At 70.0% G+C, this 17,897-nt stretch carries 18 protein-coding genes; 10 read left to right on the forward strand and 8 right to left on the reverse strand.

The window, feature by feature from the left end; genetic code table 11:
- Positions 1-14: 14 nt before the first annotated feature.
- Entirely contained in the window at positions 15-872 is an 858-nt protein-coding gene (locus tag OG194_RS32110; protein ID WP_327404266.1) for an NAD-dependent epimerase/dehydratase family protein, read from the reverse strand.
- Positions 873-1,086: 214 nt separating this feature from the next.
- Between OG194_RS32110 and OG194_RS32115 the strand changes: the two genes are divergently transcribed.
- Entirely contained in the window at positions 1,087-1,866 is a 780-nt protein-coding gene (locus OG194_RS32115) for an SDR family NAD(P)-dependent oxidoreductase (protein WP_327404267.1), read from the forward strand.
- A gap of 68 nt (positions 1,867-1,934) precedes the next feature.
- Positions 1,935-3,284 (forward strand): amidohydrolase family protein, encoded by a 1,350-nt coding sequence (locus OG194_RS32120; protein WP_327404268.1) that lies wholly within the window; start codon positions 1,935-1,937, stop codon positions 3,282-3,284.
- Between the two features lie 8 nt (positions 3,285-3,292).
- On the opposite strand, the gene OG194_RS32125 is transcribed toward OG194_RS32120, so the two are convergent.
- Positions 3,293-3,484 (reverse strand): DUF397 domain-containing protein, encoded by a 192-nt coding sequence (locus OG194_RS32125; RefSeq protein ID WP_327404269.1) that lies wholly within the window; start codon positions 3,482-3,484, stop codon positions 3,293-3,295.
- A 3-nt stretch (positions 3,485-3,487) separates the two neighbouring features.
- A complete protein-coding gene (locus OG194_RS32130; protein ID WP_327404270.1) occupies positions 3,488-4,369 on the reverse strand; it encodes a helix-turn-helix domain-containing protein in 882 nt (293 codons plus the stop codon).
- Between the two features lie 197 nt (positions 4,370-4,566).
- Here OG194_RS32130 and OG194_RS32135 point away from each other — a divergent pair, with 197 nt between their 5' ends.
- On the forward strand, positions 4,567-5,025 hold the full coding sequence (locus OG194_RS32135; protein ID WP_327404271.1) for an ATP-binding protein: 459 nt from the start codon (positions 4,567-4,569) through the stop codon (positions 5,023-5,025).
- Here the strand turns inward: OG194_RS32135 and OG194_RS32140 are convergent.
- Entirely contained in the window at positions 4,978-5,478 is a 501-nt protein-coding gene (locus tag OG194_RS32140; protein WP_327404272.1) for a GNAT family N-acetyltransferase, read from the reverse strand. The two genes, OG194_RS32135 and OG194_RS32140, sit on opposite strands and share 48 nt — an antisense overlap.
- A gap of 205 nt (positions 5,479-5,683) precedes the next feature.
- On the opposite strand from OG194_RS32140, the gene OG194_RS32145 reads away from it, so the two are divergent.
- The gene (locus OG194_RS32145; RefSeq protein WP_327404273.1) at positions 5,684-6,268 is read left to right on the forward strand and encodes an MmyB family transcriptional regulator; all 585 of its coding nucleotides are present in this window, start codon (positions 5,684-5,686) and stop codon (positions 6,266-6,268) included.
- Positions 6,269-6,271: 3 nt separating this feature from the next.
- On the opposite strand, the gene OG194_RS32150 is transcribed toward OG194_RS32145, so the two are convergent.
- From OG194_RS32150 to OG194_RS32160, 3 genes are all read right to left on the reverse strand, one after another.
- Positions 6,272-6,607, reverse strand: coding sequence for a cupin domain-containing protein (locus OG194_RS32150; protein WP_327404274.1), 336 nt, complete (start codon positions 6,605-6,607; stop codon positions 6,272-6,274).
- Positions 6,608-6,616: 9 nt separating this feature from the next.
- Positions 6,617-7,549 carry an aminoglycoside phosphotransferase family protein gene (locus tag OG194_RS32155; protein WP_327404275.1) on the reverse strand — a complete coding sequence of 311 codons (933 nt, stop codon included), beginning with the start codon at positions 7,547-7,549 and terminating at the stop codon, positions 6,617-6,619.
- Positions 7,550-7,647: 98 nt separating this feature from the next.
- Complete coding sequence (locus tag OG194_RS32160; RefSeq protein WP_327404276.1) at positions 7,648-9,291, reverse strand: M4 family metallopeptidase; 1,644 nt, start codon at positions 9,289-9,291, stop codon at positions 7,648-7,650.
- Between the two features lie 138 nt (positions 9,292-9,429).
- Between OG194_RS32160 and OG194_RS32165 the strand changes: the two genes are divergently transcribed.
- Positions 9,430-9,858: a gamma-glutamylcyclotransferase family protein gene (locus OG194_RS32165; RefSeq protein ID WP_327404277.1), complete on the forward strand. Its 429-nt coding sequence runs from the start codon at positions 9,430-9,432 to the stop codon at positions 9,856-9,858.
- A gap of 7 nt (positions 9,859-9,865) precedes the next feature.
- On the opposite strand, the gene OG194_RS32170 is transcribed toward OG194_RS32165, so the two are convergent.
- A complete protein-coding gene (locus OG194_RS32170; protein ID WP_442811662.1) occupies positions 9,866-10,567 on the reverse strand; it encodes a SanA/YdcF family protein in 702 nt (233 codons plus the stop codon).
- A 218-nt stretch (positions 10,568-10,785) separates the two neighbouring features.
- Between OG194_RS32170 and OG194_RS32175 the strand changes: the two genes are divergently transcribed.
- From OG194_RS32175 to OG194_RS32195, 5 genes are all read left to right on the forward strand, one after another.
- Positions 10,786-11,658, forward strand: a complete 873-nt coding sequence (locus OG194_RS32175) for a sirohydrochlorin chelatase (protein ID WP_327404279.1) — start codon at positions 10,786-10,788, stop codon at positions 11,656-11,658.
- Positions 11,659-11,805: 147 nt separating this feature from the next.
- Positions 11,806-13,149 (forward strand): deoxyguanosinetriphosphate triphosphohydrolase, encoded by a 1,344-nt coding sequence (locus tag OG194_RS32180; protein WP_327404280.1) that lies wholly within the window; start codon positions 11,806-11,808, stop codon positions 13,147-13,149.
- Positions 13,150-13,242: 93 nt separating this feature from the next.
- Positions 13,243-14,508, forward strand: coding sequence for an NAD(P)/FAD-dependent oxidoreductase (locus tag OG194_RS32185; RefSeq protein ID WP_327404281.1), 1,266 nt, complete (start codon positions 13,243-13,245; stop codon positions 14,506-14,508).
- Positions 14,509-14,555: 47 nt separating this feature from the next.
- Positions 14,556-16,460 carry a DNA primase gene (gene dnaG / locus OG194_RS32190; protein WP_327404282.1) on the forward strand — a complete coding sequence of 635 codons (1,905 nt, stop codon included), beginning with the start codon at positions 14,556-14,558 and terminating at the stop codon, positions 16,458-16,460.
- Between the two features lie 81 nt (positions 16,461-16,541).
- Entirely contained in the window at positions 16,542-17,852 is a 1,311-nt protein-coding gene (locus OG194_RS32195) for an RNA polymerase sigma factor (protein ID WP_327404283.1), read from the forward strand.
- Positions 17,853-17,897 lie beyond the last annotated feature (45 nt).

A 17,897-nucleotide genomic window follows, 5' to 3' on the forward strand; every position in this document is an offset into this window, starting at 1 on the left:
GTTCCTCCGGGTGATCAGCCGCGCGCGAAGGTGGCGAGCGGGTCACCGTGCGTCGGTGCCCAGCCCAGCTCGCGGCGGGCCTTGGCCGAGGTGAGGCGCTGGTCCAGCGCGAACGCGTCCGCGACCGGGCCCATCTCGGCGCGGGCCTGCTCCAGGGTGATCGAGACCGTCCTGCCGTCGAGTCCGGCACCGCGCGAAGCCGCTTCGGCGACCTGCTTCATCGTCGGGTGGCCCTCGCCGACCCCGATGTAGACCGATCCCGCCTTCGCCGAGAGTGCGGCGGCGTAGAGCGTGGCCATGTCGTCGATGTGCACGAGACTCCACCGGTTGGCGCCGGTACCGATGTACGGGACAGCACCCCTCAATTTACCCGGCGCGATGAAGAAATGTTCGATCAGCCGGTTGTCGCCTCCGTAGAGCAGCCCGGGCTGCACGACGACGGGGCGACCGCCTTCGGCGGCGCGTGCCGAGACCGCGTCCTCGACCGACCTGCGCCATGCCACCACGCCGGGTGGATTCCACGGTGCGCTCTCGTCCTGTACGCCGTCGGTGTCGCCGTAGACCCAGGTCCCACCGGTGTGCACGTAGGGTCCGGCCCCGACGCCGTCCTGCATGGCCGTGGCCGCGGCGAGATCCATGCCCGCGGAGCTGGCCTGCGCGAGATGGATCACCGCCTCGGCGCGTGCGGCCGCGTGGTTGAGGACGTCCAGGTCGGCGAGTCCACCGCGCACCTCGACCGCCCCGGCGGCTGTCACGGTCCGTGCCGACTGCTCGCTGCGCGCCAGCGCCTCCACGGAGTGGCCTCGTCGTACCAGTTCGGCGATCGTGGCCCGGCCGATGTAGCCGGATCCGCCCGTCAGGAAGATCTTCACGCCATCCCTCGCTGTTCATCGTTCATCAGGTGTGACTCCACGGTGCGGCCTGGTCGCCGGTCCCGTCCAAGACCTGTTTCGCGCTCTGTGATGCCCGCGGGGCATGACGCGCGGGCATCACAGGCGACGCAAAGGGTCTTGGACAGGGCGCCCCCGGCAGATCGACAGTGGACAACCCGAGACACATCTCGGGCACCCTCAAGGAGGTGCGACGATGGCTCACGTCCTGATCACCGGATCCGCCGACGGCCTGGGCCTGATGGCCGCTCGCCTGCTGATCGGCCAAGGCCACACGGTGACGCCGCACGCTCGCGACACCGCGCGAGCCGCGCATGCGCGTGCGGTCCTGCCCGCTGCCGAGAAGGTGCTGGTGGGTGATCTGGGGTCCCTCGACGGGATCCGTTCGGTTGCCGCCCAGGCCGACGCGGCGGGCCGGTTCGACGCCGTCATCCACAACGCGGGCATCGGCTACCGCGAGCCGCGCCGTGTCGAGACGGTCGACGGCCTGTCCCAGCTGTTCACGGTCAATGTGCTCGCGCCCTACCTGCTGACCGCGTTGATGACGCGGCCCGACCGGCTGGTCTACCTCAGTTCGGGCATGGCCCGCGGCGGGGAAGCGGACCTGTCCGATCCGCAGTGGACCGACCGGCGCTGGAGCGGGGCGCAGGCGTACAGCGACAGCAAGCTGTTCGACGTCCTGCTCGCGCTCGGTGTCGCGCGGCGTTGGCCCGACGTGCTGTCGAACTCCGTGGAACCCGGCTGGGTCGCGACCAAAATGGGCGGCCCCGGCGCACCCGACGACCTGGACCTGGCCCCGGTGACCCAGGCATGGCTCGCCGTCAGCGACGACGAGGCCGCGCACGTCACCGGCCGGCACTTCTACCACCAGGAGCAGCGCTCCGTGCCCGCCAAGGCGTACGACGCGACGGTTCAGGACGCCCTGCTCGACTACTGCGCCCAGCTCACGGGCGCCTCGATCCGCACGTCGCGATGACCCGGCCAGGTTCCGAGACGGCCGGCCCGGCCACCCCCAAGTCGCGTCAACCGAAACGGAGTTCGACGATGTCCGAAGAAATCCTGATCACCGGTGGCCACGTCGTGACGCTCGACGACGCGCTCGGCGACGTACCCGGCGGTGACGTGCGGGTGCGGGACGGTGTCATCACGCAGATCGGTGTCGGCCTGCGCCCGGGACCGGACACCGAGGTCGTCGACGCGCGCGGCCGACTGGTGATCCCGGGCCTGATCGACACGCACCGACACGTCTGGCAGGGCGCGATCGCCGGTTTCACCCCGCAGATGACCGGATACGGCTACGGACCGGCCGTACTGACCGGGATCTCCCTCCGGCACACTCCGACCGACATCTACGCCGGCACGCTGTGGGGAGCGCTACAGGCGCTGGACGCGGGAATCACCACGATCGGCGACTGGGCCCACGCACTCCAGTCGGCCGACCACGCCGATGCCAACCTGCGCGGCCTGCGTGAATCCGGAATCCGCGGCCTGTTCTTCTACGGCGGCCCCGGCCCGGCCGACGACGACCCGAACCCGCCGCACCCGCTGGACGCCCGGCGCATGCGCGACGAGCATTTCCCCGGCAACGGCGGCAACGGCGGCGCCGGCGACAACGGGCGGCTGCGGATGGGCATGGCGCTGCGCGGGCCGTGCTTCACCTCCCCGGAGCGCAACCGCCAGGACTTCGCCTTCGCCCGCGAACTCGGCCTGCCGATCTCCGTCCACGTCGGGATGGCCGGCACCGCGGACGCGGTCACCGCGCTCCGCCGGGACGGGCTGCTCGGCCCGGACGTCAACTACATCCACGCCAACCAACTGACCGACGAGGAGATGGACTTGATCGCCGCCTCGGGCGGGACCGTGACCATCACCCCGAGCACGGACATGCTGATGCAGTTCGGCACCTACCCGGCCACCGGGCGAGCTCTGGAACGTGACATCGTCTCCGGATTCGGGGTCGACACCGTGTGCAGCGCCGGGACCGACCTGTTCTCCGAGATGCGCCTCGCGCTGGCCGCGGAACGCTCGCGCGCCAACGCCGGGTCCCTCGCCCGCAACGAGCTCGTGCACGAAGTCGCCCTGCACCAGCGGGACATGCTGCGGCTGGCCACGCTCGGCGGCGCCCAGGTACTCGGCCTCGCCGACCGGACCGGCTCGCTCACCCCCGGCAAGCAGGCCGACATCACCGTCGTCGACCTGCGTTCGCCCCACCTGGACGGCTTCGGCGACCCGGTAGCGATGCTCGTGCTGGGCGCCGGCCCGGCCGACGTCGAGACAGTCCTGGTCGGCGGGGAGTTCGCCAAGCGGGACGGCACGCTGGGCGGAGCCTGTGCGGCCACGGCACGGGACCTGATGCACGAGACACAGGACCGGCTCCGCGCCACGATCCGCTGAAGAGAAGCTCAGTGGGGCGCGGAGGTTGGGGGGAGGGAGGCTTGGAACGCGGTCCAGGTGGCGGGGTTGAGTTGGAGGGAGGGGCCGTTGGGGTTCTTGGAGTCGCGTACGGCGATGGTGGTGGGGATGTTGGTGGCTATCTCGACGCACTCGGCAGCCTGATCGCTGTAGCTGGACTTCCGGTACTCGAATGCGCGCACGACTCACAGTTCCTTGCGTAGCTTGTGGAGAAACGACACCGACTCCCGCTCACCGAGAGAGCGTTCGGCGATCATCCCGAACAACTCATCGTATGCGGATGCGGATTCACCGCCCTCCACCCAGCGCTGAGCAAACGGAGCCTCCACGTAGACGACGTCCATGGCTCCGGAAGCGGCGAACGAGAGGACGTTGAACGAGCCGTTCAGGCCTGGGTGTGTACCGGCGCCGAAGGGGAAGATCTGGAGGGTGACACTGGGGAGTTCGGCCATTTTCGCAAGGCTGTCGAGCTGACCGCTCGCCGTTGCCGCGCCGCTGGGGAAGTTGCGCAGCGCCGCTTCGTAGATCACCGCGTGAACGGAGAGGGGCGGAGTGTCGGACAGACGCCTTTGGCGGGCGAGTCGCGCAGCGATGAAGTCCTCGTCCGACTCGGGGCCCTTGACCACCTCTGCCTCGGGGCTCCCCCTCAACGCCCGGACGTAGTCCGGGGTTTGGAGGAGTCCGGGGATGAAAGCCGGTTGCCATGCCTTGATGGCCGTCGCGGCGCTCTCCAGTGCGACGTACTCCTGCATGACGCCTGGGATGACGAAGTCGTCCCACCAGCCTTTGGCCTTCCGGCGCTCCCGGTCGATCCTGGCCAGTTCGAGGAGCCCGCCGACAATGCTGGGATCGCGAACGCCGTACAACTCACACAGCGCCCGAAGGTCGGGGTCGCGCATCGGAACCCAACCGCCCTCCATCTTCGCGACCTTGGTCGTGGATGCGGTGAGCGCCTTGCCCGCCTGGGTCTGGTTGAGGCCGGCCGCTGTGCGCAACTTGGTGAGTTCACCGCCGAGTCGGCGTCCCAGGACGGTTGATGTGCTGTGGCCCTGCGTCGGCGATGTCACGTAGGTACCCCTTCAGACGTGTGCGTGTGATCAGTCTGGCGCGGTGCCACGAGGCATCGCAAACACCCTTCGGGGGAATTCCTCCGAGAGTTACTTGCGCCGCGCGCCGAACCACCTCTACCGTCGGTCACGAACCGATCGCAGAGCGGCGCCAGTTGATTCGCGGCGCGGCTCGCCCCTGCCCGGAGGTGAGCGACATGGTCGCCCCCGAAGTCCCCCTCCATCACGACCGCCTCGACTACACCCCGCTCCCCAAGAGCGTCACCCTCGCCCGCCGTCGAGCGCACCGGCTCCTCACCGAGTGGGGTCACCCTGAACTCGCCTCGGACACCGCCCTGTTGGTCTCCGAGCTGGGCGGAAACGCCGTACTGCACGGGTGTCTGCGCGACCGGCTCTTCCGGGTCGAACTCACCTTCACCGAACGTGCCGTACGCATCGCGGTGTCCGACCCGAAGGGTGAGTTACGGCCTAACCTCCGTGAGGCCACCGAGGACGACATGTTCGGGCGTGGCCTGCTGATCGTCGGTCAGATCGCGGACCGTTGGGGCGTGCGCGAGCTCACCGTGGGCAAGGCGGTGTGGTGCGAGGTGGACGTCGTACGACAGCAGTCACAAGGCCCGCTCCATGCAGACCAGTTGATCCCGCTCGTCCCATGACTCGGTGACGGCGAAGCCGAACCGTTCGTACAGGGCGATGGCCCCGGTCCGCCACTTCCACACCGACAACCGCACGGCGCCCGCGCCGCTTTCCGCCGCGTGCGCAATCGCCGCGTCGAGCAGGCCCGAGGCGACCCCCCGGCCCCGGAACGCCGGGTCCGTCCAGAGCCGTTTGATCTCCGACCGCCCGTCGGCGGGGGCGGTCACCACCACACAGCCCACCGCGGCGCTCCCGCTCACAGCCACCAGCACGACATCGTCGACGAACGCGGTCCGCGGGTCCGAGATCTCCGCCTGGTACCGGTCAGGCAGCGCGTCCGCATCGGCAACGGCCTGCCCCTTCTCGGCCTCCGTCCGCAGGTGGTAGGCCGTCAGCAACTCGCCCAGTCCGTCGTCGGCGGAGAGGGTCCGGCCTGGCCGGCGGACGATGGAAACCTCGCGTTGATCAGTCATGGCGCCATCATCTGCCGTATGGCGGAGACTCGATGGACGGGTGAACTACAGGCGGGCGAGCGGGAGTCCGGCCGGCGGGCGAGCATCGACTGGGGCAAGGCGGCCTCGGCCGAACGGGCCGACGACGACGCGGCGACAACTCGGCACTTGAGCAGGCTCGTTGAGGAAGAACGCGTCGAAGAGCTGCGGTCGGCGGCCTCGACCGGTGCGGGCCTGGCCCGCGCGGCTGGCGGAGGTCTACGCCGCGCAGGGCCGGATCGACGAGTTGCGCACGCGCGCCGCCACGGGCCACCCGGCATACGGCGTACGGCTGTCCGAGCACGCGCTGCCGCACCGCGAGCGGAACCTGGTGCGGTTCATGTTCCGCGACGAGGCAGCCCGCTCGCTGTACACGCACTGGGACATCCACGCCCACGACATCGTGGCCTCGCTCCGGCGCGACGCCGGACGCCACCCCCACGATCCGCTGCCGGCCGAACCCGTCGGCGAACTCTCCGTCGCGGACGAGGGCTTCCGCCGTTGGTGGGCCGACCGGAACGTGCACCGGCACACGCACGGCAGCAAACACTTCCACCACCCGATCGTCGGCCCGCTCACCCTCAACTACGAGTGCCTCACCCTGCCCGCGGACCCGGACCAGCGGCTGAGCGTCTACACCGCCGAGGCGGGCTCCAGCTCCGAGGAGGCCCTTCGGCTGCCGGCCGCGTGGATACGGCGGCCCGAGACCTCGCACGGGCAACACGCAGATCACCGGACGCCCGCTGGGCACCCCGGATCGGCCACCTCCTGATCGTCAGGACGCGGGCGAGCGCGAGCCGTACGCGGGTCCGAACACCACGAGCAGCACCAGGTCTTCGGTCACTTCCGTGAACCGGTGCTCTTCACCGGCCGGCACGAAGATCACCGCCCCGGGACCCACCTCGTCCGTCCGGCCCGGTGTCTCGATCCTGGCGCGTCCGGCCGTGACGACATAGATCTCGTCCTCGGTGTGCGGGCTCTGGGCATCCACCCCGCCTACCGGGACGCAGTATGTCCCCACCGACAGATCCGCCGTCCGTAACTGTTCGGTCCAGTCATTGCCCGCCTCGCCGGGGCGTTTCCACACGCCGGCGCCCTTGATGATCTCCATGACGGGACCCTAACGCCGGGCCCGGGGAGCACAACACCCTTGATCCCGCTCCCCCAACACTTCCCGCACAGCCCGATGACCCACCCCCGCCAACACCGGATTCCGCCCGCCCCGGTAGTAGTGCTCGGCCACCAACCCGAAGCACAACGCCCACCCCCGCCCCCGGCCCCACACCTCGTCCTCGAACTCGCCCGCCTCGCGGAAGAGTTCACGCGTCCCGGCGGAGAACAGGGCCCACGCGGGCAGCGCGTCCGCCGCCGGATCGCCGACCCCGAGGCAGCCGAAGTCGATGACCGCGGTGAGTCGGCCGGCCGTGGCGAGCAGGTTGCCGGGGAGGAGGTCGCCGTGGAGCCAGACGGGGGCGGCTTCCCACCGGGGGAGGGCAAGGGCGTGCTCCCAGGCCGCCGTCGCGAGGGCCGGGTCATGGGTGCCGTCCGCGCCGAGTTCCTCGATCGCCTTACGGACATCCGCGTCCTGCGCATTGAGCGGCCCGCCCCGGAAGGACACGGGCCCGCCCACCGCGTCCAGCCGCCGCAGCGCGGCGACGAAACGACCCAACTCGACCGCCGTGTCGGCGAGTTCGGTCGGCGGCGAGTCGTACGCGTTCTCCCCGTCCAGCCAGCCGTACACACCCCACCGCAGCCCGTACCCCCGCCCCGGCTCACCCATGGCCAACGGCACCGGAACAGCGAGCGGCAACCGCGGTGCCAGCCGCGGCAACCACCGCTGTTCCGTCTCGATCTGCCGTGCCCCGCCCGGCAGTCGAGGCAGCCGTACGACCATGTCCTCGCCCAACCGGAACATCGCGTTGTCGGTCCCGGCCGAGGCGACCCGGATGACGGTCAACTCCGCCCGCTCCGGGAACTGTTCGGCGACCAGCCGGCGCACCAGCTCCGTGTCGATGTCGAGTTCGGCGGGGTGCATCTTGGCCTTGGACGACATGGGGCTCCGGGTCTGCGAGGCGGCACCGGAGCCTAGCCAGCGCCGCCCCGCCATCGCCACGGCATTACTCCGCCGAACGGCAGGCTCCGAGCATCAACTCACCCCACACTCACCGCACTCCACGCCGCCGCCACCGCGCCGTACTCCGAACTCCCCACCCCATAGAGGTCCTTCGCCGCGCTGAGCGTCGCCGTCCGCGCCCCCGCGTAGTTCGTCGAGGACGTCATGTAGACCGTCAACGCCCGGTACCAGATCGCCCCGAGCTTGTCCCGGCCGATGCCGTTCACCGAAGAGCTGTTGCACGTGGGCGAGTTGTAGCTGACGCCGTTGATGGTCTTCGCGCCGCTGCCCTCCGCGAGGAGATACGCGAAGTGGTTGGCGACACCCGACGAGTAGTGCACGTCGAGATTCCCGACCGACGAACTCCAGCAGTCCGCCGAATTCCCGTCCTTGGACGGCTGGTCCATGAACCGCAGCGCCGCCTTGCCGAAGCCCGACCGCACGATCTTCTCGCCGATCAAGTAGTCCCCGAGATCGGAGGAGTTGTTGGCGTACCACTCCACCAGCGTGCCCATGATGTCCGAGGTCGCCTCGTTCAGCCCGCCGGACTCGCCCGAGTACGTCAGCGCCGCCGTCTTGGACGTCACGCCGTGCGTCATCTCGTGCCCGGCGACATCCAGCGCCACCAGCGGACCGAGCTGCGTACCGTCACCGTCGCCGTACGTCATGCAGAAGCAACTGTCGTCCCAGAACGCGTTGTTGTAGCTGTTGCCGTAGTGGACGCGGTTGTACGAGCCCTTGCCGTCGCCCGCGATGCCGTTCCGGCCGTGGACGTTCTTGTAGTAGTCCCACGTCTCGTCCGTGCCGTACTGCGCGTCCACCGCAGCCGACGAACGATCCGAACTCGCCCCCGTACCCCAGTGGTTGTCGGTGTCCGTGAACACCGTGGACGGGGCGCGGCTGATGCAGATGCCGAGGATGCACAGGTCGGTCTTGTTCGCCGCGTCACCGGTGTACGTCCCGCCGCGCGTCGCGTCCTTGAGCTGATACGTCGATCCCGACAGCGTCGTCTCCAACGGCACCGTCCCGCTGTACAGCGACTTCCCGTCGCCCGTCGCCGTCTCCACGCTGTCCCAGGCGTCGATCTGGGCGCCGCTGCGGGCGTCGGTCAGCACCGTGCGGGCGACCGGGTTGCCGAGCGAGTCCTTGGCGACCACGTTCGTCCGCCAGGCGAGCTTCGGGGCCCCGTGCAGGGCGTCGACTATCAGCTGGGGCTTGGCGGTCACCCCCTTCAGTACCTCACCGAGATTCGCCGCCCGCAACGCGTTCACCGCCAGGTCCGCCGCCTTCGGAGCGGCCACCTTCGGCGTCACGGACGACAGGGATATGGAGCTCCGGGTCGCGCGGTCGGCGCTCCGGTAACTGCCGTCGGGGGCGAGATGGACCACGAAGTCGCCGCCGAGTACGGGGAGTTGGTGGAACGTACGGTCGTAGCGGACATGCTGGGTGCCGTCCGCGTCGACGATCACGTCACGAACCGACGTGCCCTCCGCGGTCGTCAGCCCCAAGCCCGCCGCATGGGCCACCAACGCCGACGCGGCGTTCGCGATCGCGGTGGTCCGGGACGGCCGGTCGGCCGCGTGGGCGATGGGGGCGAGGGTGGCGGCCAACAGGGTCGCGGCGCCGGCCGCGACACCGGCCGTGGCGAGACGGGAACCTCGAATGTGCCGTGTCCGACTCATGGCTCTCCTCAAGAACGCAAGTGGGGGGCGTGGGGGCTGCGTTGATGTTGAATGAGATTTAAAGGGGCCATGACATGTCATGTCCATAGCGCGTGCAAAGACTTCAGGGATCAAAGACTTCCGGGATCAAGGAGAGCGATGACGACCCCCTCGACGCCCCTCCCCTTCTTCGTCTACGGCACGCTCCGCCCCGGCGAGCCCAACCACGACCTCTTCCTGCGCGGCCGCACGGAGTCGGAGGAGCCGGGACGCCTCCACGACGCCGCCCTCTACGACGGCCCCGGCTACCCGTACGCCGTCGAGGCCCCCGGCTCGGTGATCGTCGGCGAACTCGTCACCGCACGCCCCGAGGCCCACCCCCAACTCCTCAGGGAACTGGACCGACTTGAGGACTACGCCCCCGGCGACCCGGCCAACCTCTACGAACGCGTCGAACGCCGGGTGACCCGCGACACCGACGGCACGCCCGTGCGCGCCTGGGTGTACCTCGCCGCCCCCGCCATCACCGCCCGCCTCCGCACCCACGGCAAGCTGATCGAGGGCGGCGACTGGATCAACCGCCGCTGAGGGGGCCTCAGTTGCCGGAGGCCAACGCCCGCGTGATGCCCTTCTCCTTCGGTCCGAGGAAGTGCGGATCGGGATGGAACATCAGGTCCAGCGCCGCCTTGCCCGCCGCGAGCACCTCGCGGGTGCCGCCGTAGTACCAGGTCGCGTTGTGCGATTCGTCGACACCGACGCCGTACGAGTCGACCCCCGCCGCGTCGCACAGCGCGACCGCCCGCCGGATGTGGAAGTTCTGGCTGATGAGCACGGCCTTGTCGACGCCGAAGATCTTCTTGGCGCGGACGCAGGAGTCCCAGGTGTCGAAACCGGCGTAATCGGTCACCACGCGCGCGCGTGGCACCCCGTTTTTCGCCAGGTAGACGCGCATCGCGTCCGGCTCGTCGTAGTCCTTGCGGCTGTTGTCGCCGGTCACCAGGACGACCTTCACCCGGCCCTCCCGGTACAGCGTCGCCGCCGCGTCCAGCCGGTGCGCGAGATACGGCGACGGCTCGCCGTCCCACAGCCCGGCACCGAACACCACGGCGACATCGGTGCGCGGCGCGTCCTGAAGGGTCCGCAGCCGGTCGGCCGTGGACACCCACAGCCAGGTCGCCGGAAGCAGCGCGACGACACACCCGGCGGCCACCACCTGCACGAACTGCCGCCATCCCGCACGCGTGCGTGGCAGCCGCAGCCGAGGCCGGCGAAGTCTCAGGCGACGCACTGCACGCATCGAACGCATCAAGGGGCCCCTCCCGTACGGGTTCGACAGTCCAGACGCGCCGTGACCCGCTCCGGTTCGCCGCCCGCAGTGTGACCGGCTTCACTGTGAACCCGTAAGCCGCAGGTCACATCACCTCACACACCCCCCGAACCCCACCGTGAACCCCCGGAAAAGCCCCGTCATTCCCGTGCAACGGCGCGGCAACCTCCCACCGCCACCATCACTCCATGACGGCGTCGAACCACCCTCAGGACGAGTCCACGACCCTCGACAGTACGGCGCATCTCATGAACCGGATCAGCACCCAACTCGCCGACCAGCTCAGCCTCGTCTCCCTGAACGGCACCAAGCGCCCCGTCCCGCCCGCCCTGGTCCTGGTCGCTCACGGCAGCCGTGACCCGCGCGCCCTGAGCACCGTACGAGCCCTCGCGGCCCGCGTCCGCGAACTCCGCCCCGGCCTCCCCGTCCACCTGGGTCACATCGAACTCAACGAGCCCCGCCTCCCGGACACCCTCACCCAACTGGGCCCCGCCGAAGCCGTCCTGGTCCCCCTCCTCCTGTCCCGCGGCTACCACGTCAAGCAGGACATCCCCGAACTGGCCGCGAAGGCACACGCACAGGCACGCACGCGCGTGGCACCCCCTTTGGGCCCGCACCCCCTCCTCGTAGAGACCCTCTACGACCGCCTGGTGGAGGCGGGTTGGCGCACAAGGATGGACGACAGGACCCGCAGGGCGAGCGCCGTGGTCCTGGCAGCGGCAGGCTCCCGAGACCCGGACTCAAGGCTCGACACCACCCGCACAGCCCACCTCCTGGCCGCCCGCCTGGGCGTCCCCGTGATCCCGGCCTACGCCTCCGCAGCGACCCCCACAGTCCCCGAGGCGATCCACACCCTCACGGCCCGAGGCCACCACAGGGTGGCAGTCGCATCCTGCTTCACGGCCCCGGGCCGCTTCGCAACCCAGTGCGCCGAACAGGCCCCCTGGATCGCATCGGCCCCCCTGGGTGCCCACCCCGCGATGGCAAGACTGGTCCTCCACCGCTACGACCAGACACTGGAAACAAGGGCGACGATGGAGCCGGAGCTGGCCTCAGCTTGATACGCAGCTAGGGGCAGCCCACCTAGGGGCGCGGGGAACTGCGCGACCAGCCACAATGCACCCGCAGACGCAACCGATCCGCACCCGGCAAACGCATAGGCGCCCCGCAACTCCCGAATTGTCACTACCGCCGCTTACTGTCGAACCATGGAAGGCACCGCAGGCACCGCAGGTACACGCACAGCAGCCCCCCACCCCTACGACCCGACGTCAGTCGCCCGCTGGGCACCGGAGCCCGACAAACGCCCCGGCCGCACCGCCTTCCAACGCGACCGCGCCCGAATCCTCCACTCCGCCGCCCTACGCCGCCTCGCCGGCAAAACCCAGGTGGTCACCCCAGGAACCCGAAGCCAGGCCTGGGACGCCAGTCCCCGCACCCGCCTGACCCACTCCCTGGAGTGCGCCCAGGTGGGCCGAGAACTCGGCGCGGCCCTGGGTTGCGACCCGGACCTCGTGGAAGCGGCCTGCCTCTCCCACGACCTGGGGCACCCCCCCTTCGGCCACAACGGCGAACAGGCACTGAACGCATTCGCCGACGACTGCGGCGGCTTCGAGGGCAACGCGCAATCCCTCAGACTCCTCACCCGCATCGAACCGAAGCGCTTCGTAAGAAGTGACACGACAGGCGAGATGGTGAGCGTCGGCCTCAACCTCACCCGTGCCGCCCTCGACGCCGCCACCAAGTACCCCTGGCCGCGCGGAGCGCACCCCACCGACCCCAAGTCCCCGAAGTTCGGTGTCTACGAGGACGACAGACCCGTGTTCGACTGGGTCCGCAAGGGCGCCCCCGGCACCCGCACGTGCTTCGAGGCCCAGGTGATGGACTGGTCGGACGACGTGGCGTACTCCGTGCACGACGTCGAGGACGGCCTGCACGCGGGCCACATCGACCCCAACTGCCTGCACGCGGAACCGGAACGCCAGGAGATCTTCCAGGTGGCCATCGGCCGCTACGTCCCCGCGGACACGGCCCCCGACGAACTCGCCGAAGCACTGGACCGGCTCCAGAACGAGCCGTGGTGGCCGCACGGCTACGACGGTTCGGCCGTGGCGCAGGCCCGCCTGAAGGACGCCACCAGCCAGCTCATCGGCCGCTTCTGCCTGGCCGCCGAATCCGCCACGCGCGCGGCGTACGGCACCGGCCGCCTCACCCGCTACGACGCCGAACTCGTCGTACCCCACGAGGCACGGCTGGAATGCGCGGTCCTCAAGGCGGTCGCCGACCGGTACGTGATGCAGCGCGCGGAGCAGGAGCGCATCCGCGCCGACGAGCGCGTCGTGGTCGCCGAACTCGCCGAGGTGCTCACGACACGCGCGCCCGACGGTCTGGAGCCGCAGTTCCGCGCCCAGTTCGACGAGGCGCCCGACGACCGCGCCCGCAAGCGGGTGATCGTCGATCAGATCGCGTCACTCACCGACGCGTCGGCGCGGTCCCTTCACGCGCATCTCACATCGCTGGGGCACAGTGACGCGAAACAAGCCCGAATGTGACCCTCCGTGGCCTGATCGGGCCACACCCCCTTCCCGCATCACACTGCGTGCGGGACGCTCGCATATGGCGGCACCCTTACGAGGAGGCATCAAGTGGTCGACGCGGATCAGACGTTCGTCATCATCGGAGGAGGCCTGGCCGGCGCCAAGGCGGCCGAGACGCTCCGAGCGGAGGGCTTCACCGGCCGCGTGATACTGATCTGCGACGAACGCGACCACCCGTACGAGCGCCCGCCACTGTCCAAGGGCTACCTCCTCGGTAAGGAGGAGCGCGACAGCGTCTTCGTGCACGAACCCGCCTGGTACGCGCAGAACGACATCGAACTGCACCTCGGCCAGACCGTCGACGCCGTCGACCGTACGGCGAAGACGGTGCGCTTCGGGGACGACGGCACCCTGGTCCGCTACGACAAGTTGCTCATCGCCACCGGCTCCGAACCCCGCCGCCTCGACATCCCGGGCACGGACCTCGCGGGCGTTCACCACCTGCGCCGCCTCTCGCACGCCGAGCGCCTCAAGAACGTGCTGGCGTCCCTGGGCCGGGACAACGGCCATCTGGTGATCGCCGGCGGCGGCTGGATCGGCCTGGAGGTCGCGGCCGCGGCCCGGGAGTACGGCGCCGAGGTGACCGTCGTGGAACCGTCCCAGACGCCGCTGCACGGCGTCCTCGGCCCCGAACTGGGCCAGCTCTTCGCCGACCTGCACGCCGAGCACGGCGTGCGCTTCCACTTCGGCGCCCGGCTCACCGAGATCGTCGGCCAGGACGGCATGGTGCTCGCCGCCCGTACGGACGACGGCGAGGAACACCCCGCGCACGACGTCCTCGCGGCGATCGGCGCGGCTCCGCGCACCGGGCTCGCCGAGGCGGCGGGACTGGAGCTGGCCGACCGCGCGCACGGCGGCGGCATCGCCGTCGACGAACGGCTGCGCACCTCCGACCCCGACATCTACGCGGCCGGTGACGTGGCCGCCTTCCACCACGCCCTCTTCGACATCCGCCTCCGGGTGGAGCACTGGGCGAATGCCCTCAACGGCGGCCCGGCGGCGGCCCGCGCGATGCTCGGCAAGGACGTCACCTACGACCGCGTGCCCTATTTCTTCTCCGACCAGTACGACTTGGGTATGGAGTACTCCGGCTGGGCGCCCCCGGGCTCCTACGACGAAGTGGTGATCCGGGGAGACGCGGCCAAGCGGGAGTTCATCGCCTTCTGGCTGAAGGAGGGCCGCGTGCTGGCCGGGATGAATGTGAATGTGTGGGACGTCACAGAGCCCATCCAGCAGCTCATCCGCTCCCGGGCACAGGTGGACACCGAGGCCCTTGCGGACCCACACGTTCCACTGGACAGCCTGGGCGTCTGAACCATCTCGTCGTCACTGGTGTCAGTCCGGCCCCGTAGAATTCACGCGTGGCAGGACGGATCAACGACGAGGACGTGAAGGCGGTTCGGGACGCGGTCCCGATCGACGCCGTGGTGTCCGAGTACCTCCAGCTGCGGAACGCGGGCGGCGGCAACCTCAAGGGCCTCTGCCCCTTCCACGACGAGAAGTCGCCGTCCTTCCAGGTCAGCCCCAGCAAGGGTCTCTTCCACTGCTTCGGCTGCCAGGAGGGCGGCGACACCATCACGTTCGTGATGAAGGTCGACCACCTCACGTTCTCCGAGTCGGTCGAGCGGCTGGCCGCCCAGGCCGGCATCACGCTCCGGTACGAGGAGGGCGGGTACAACCCCGCCAACCAGCGCGGCGAGCGCATCCGCCTGGTCGAGGCCCACAAGGTCGCCGCCGACTACTACGTGGAGCAGCTCGCCGTCAGCCCCGAGGCGGACACCGGCCGCAAGTTCCTCGCCGAGCGCGGCTTCGACCAGTCCGCCGCCGAGCACTTCTCCGTCGGCTACAGCCCCCAGGGCTGGGACCACCTCACCCGCTTCCTCCGCGGCAAGGGCTTCACCGACAAGGAGATCCTCCTCTCCGGCCTCGCCCAGGAGGGCCGCCGCGGCCCCATCGACCGCTTCCGCGGCCGCCTGATGTGGCCGATCCGCGACATCGGCGGCGAGGTCGTCGGCTTCGGCGCGCGGAAGCTCTACGAGTCGGACAACGGCCCGAAGTACCTCAACACGCCCGACACCGCGATCTACAAGAAGTCACAGGTCCTCTACGGCATCGACCTCGCCAAGAAGGACATCGCCAAGTCGTCCCGCGCGGTCGTCGTCGAGGGCTACACGGACGTCATGGCCTGCCACCTCGCCGGAGTCACCACCGCCATCGCCACCTGCGGCACGGCCTTCGGCGGCGACCACATCAAGATCCTCCGCAGGCTGCTGATGGACAACGGCAGCGCGCGCGTGATCTTCACCTTCGACGGCGACGCGGCCGGCCAGAAGGCGGCCCTGCGCGCCTTCGAGGACGACCAGAAGTTCGCCGCCGAGACGTACATCGCGATCGCCCCGGACAACATGGACCCCTGCGAGCTGCGCCTCGCCAAGGGCGACGAGGCGGTCGCCGACCTGGTCCAACCCCGCACCCCGCTCTTCGAGTTCGCGCTCCGCCAGATCGTCGTCCGCTACGACCTCGACACCCCCGCGGGCCGCGCCTCCGCCCTGGACGAGGCCGCCCCGATCGTCGCCCGCATCAAGAACAGCGGCGCCCAGCACGAGGTCGCGGTCCAGCTCGCCGGCATGCTCGGCATCCTGGACACCCAGTTCGTCGTCAAGCGGGTTGCCCAGCTGGCCCGTTGGGCCCGCGACCGCGGCGGCAAGGGCCCGGCACCGACGAGGGGCGGCGCCGAGCAGCAGTACGACACCACCCCCCGCACTCCCACCGGCGGCCCCGCCCTCACCCTCCGCAACCCGGTCTTCGCCACCGAGCGCGAACTCCTCAAACTCGCCCTCCAGCGCCCGGACTTGGTCTCCCCGGCCTTCGACGCGTACGGCGTGGACGAGTTCACCGCCCCGCCCTACGCGGCCGTACGCGAGGCGATCATCGAGGCGGGCGGCGCCGAGTACGGCCTCCAGGACGCCCAGGACTACCTCGTCCGGGTCCGCGAGGCGGCACCGGACGACGCGGTCCGCGCGATGGTCACCGAGCTGGCCGTCGAGGCGATCATGCGCCGCACGGTCGACGAGAACTACGCGGGCGAGCAGCTCGTCACCGTCCGCCGAAGAGCCGTAGTACGCCGCATCGGCGACGTCCAGGGCTCGCTCACCCGCCTCGGCAGCCACGGCGACTCGGCGGAACTGGCCGCCGTACAGAACGAGTTGTGGGTGCTTCAGCAGTACGACCAGGCACTCCAGGTGCACGGCGCCACAGCGCTCTGAGCACGTAGTCACGGCACGGACTCAAAAAGTCACCGCACGCCCCTCGTGGCGGCGATGTGTCGTACTCCACACTGGGTTCCGGTGCCTGAGTCCTCGGAGCGCGGCCGATCCGTCCCCAGCGGGTCCTTCACCCCCGCGGTTCCGCTCATCGAGTACGGGACGGATTGCGGCGAGGCCGCCCACTCCGCCCCTGAAGTACCGCTGCCGTACCCCCTGGCAGCGATCATCCTGGAGGTCGCCCCCGTGCAGACCCAGACCCTCGACCAGACCGAGACCAGCACGACGGACGGCGCGGAACCGGAAGCGGAGACCGATGTCCTCGCGACCGTCCCTCCGCAGAGCCGTGCCGCGCACCACCCCGAAACCGCGGAAGCGGAGAGCCCGCCCGAGCTCGAAGAACCGACGGCCGAAGCGGTGGAGACCGCCGAGGCCCCCGAGCCCGCCGTACGGCCCCGCAGCCGGGTCGCCGCCGACAACGGCGCGCCCTCCTCGGACCTGTTCCGCCAGTACCTGCGCGAGATCGGCCGCATCCCGCTGCTCACCGCGGCCGAGGAGGTAGACCTCGCCCGCCGGGTCGAGGCCGGTCTGTTCGCCGAGGAGAAGCTCGGCGGCGCGTCCGATCTGGACAGCCAACTCGCCCTCGACCTGGACAAGTTGGTCGTCATGGGCCGGATGGCCAAGCGCCGCCTGATCGAGGCGAACCTGCGGCTCGTCGTCTCCGTCGCCAAGCGGTACGTCGGGCGCGGGCTGACCATGCTCGACCTCGTCCAGGAGGGAAACCTCGGGCTGATCAGGGCAGTTGAGAAATTCGACTACGCCCGCGGCTACAAGTTCTCGACGTACGCGACCTGGTGGATCCGCCAGGCCATGTCCCGGGCCCTCGCCGACCAGGCCCGCACGATTCGCGTCCCGGTGCATGTCGTCGAACTCATCAACCGGGTCGTCCGCGTCCAGCGCCGGATGCTCCAGGAGCGCGGCTACGAGCCGACGCCGGAGGAAGTCGCCGACCACCTCGACCTCGCGCCCGAACGCGTCAGCGAGGTGCTCCGGCTGGCTCAGGAGCCGGTGTCGTTGCACGCGCCGGTGGGGGAGGAGGACGACGTTGCCCTCGGCGACCTGATCGAGGACGGCGACGCCACCAGCCCCGTCGAATCGGCCGCGTTCATCCTCCTCAGGCAGCACCTGGAGGCTGTGCTGTCGACGCTGGGGGAGCGCGAGCGGAAGGTCGTACAGCTCAGGTACGGCTTGGCTGATGGCCGCCCACGCACGCTGGAGGAGATCGGCCGCATCTTCGGGGTGACCCGGGAGCGGATACGCCAGATCGAGTCCAAGACGCTCAACAAGCTCCGGGACCATGCATTCGCGGACCAGCTGAGGGGCTATCTGGACTGATGCCGGGTGCGGGCCCGGTGGGGGCTGGTCGCGCCCCGCGGCGGA

Source organism: Streptomyces sp. NBC_01288 (assembly GCF_035982055.1).
Taxonomy (GTDB): Bacteria; Actinomycetota; Actinomycetes; order Streptomycetales; family Streptomycetaceae; genus Streptomyces.

Coding starts and splice junctions, on each gene's coding strand:
- OG194_RS32120 (WP_327404268.1), top strand. CDS start 1,935: ATGTCCGAAGAAATCCTGATCACCGGTGGCCACGTCGTGACGCTCGAC.
- OG194_RS32140 (WP_327404272.1), bottom strand. CDS start 5,478: ATGACTGATCAACGCGAGGTTTCCATCGTCCGCCGGCCAGGCCGGACC.
- OG194_RS32135 (WP_327404271.1), top strand. CDS start 4,567: ATGGTCGCCCCCGAAGTCCCCCTCCATCACGACCGCCTCGACTACACC.
- OG194_RS32180 (WP_327404280.1), top strand. CDS start 11,806: ATGGAAGGCACCGCAGGCACCGCAGGTACACGCACAGCAGCCCCCCAC.
- OG194_RS32175 (WP_327404279.1), top strand. CDS start 10,786: ATGACGGCGTCGAACCACCCTCAGGACGAGTCCACGACCCTCGACAGT.
- OG194_RS32165 (WP_327404277.1), top strand. CDS start 9,430: ATGACGACCCCCTCGACGCCCCTCCCCTTCTTCGTCTACGGCACGCTC.
- OG194_RS32115 (WP_327404267.1), top strand. CDS start 1,087: ATGGCTCACGTCCTGATCACCGGATCCGCCGACGGCCTGGGCCTGATG.
- OG194_RS32155 (WP_327404275.1), bottom strand. CDS start 7,549: ATGTCGTCCAAGGCCAAGATGCACCCCGCCGAACTCGACATCGACACG.
- OG194_RS32160 (WP_327404276.1), bottom strand. CDS start 9,291: ATGAGTCGGACACGGCACATTCGAGGTTCCCGTCTCGCCACGGCCGGT.
- OG194_RS32150 (WP_327404274.1), bottom strand. CDS start 6,607: ATGGAGATCATCAAGGGCGCCGGCGTGTGGAAACGCCCCGGCGAGGCG.
- OG194_RS32170 (WP_442811662.1), bottom strand. CDS start 10,567: ATGCGTGCAGTGCGTCGCCTGAGACTTCGCCGGCCTCGGCTGCGGCTG.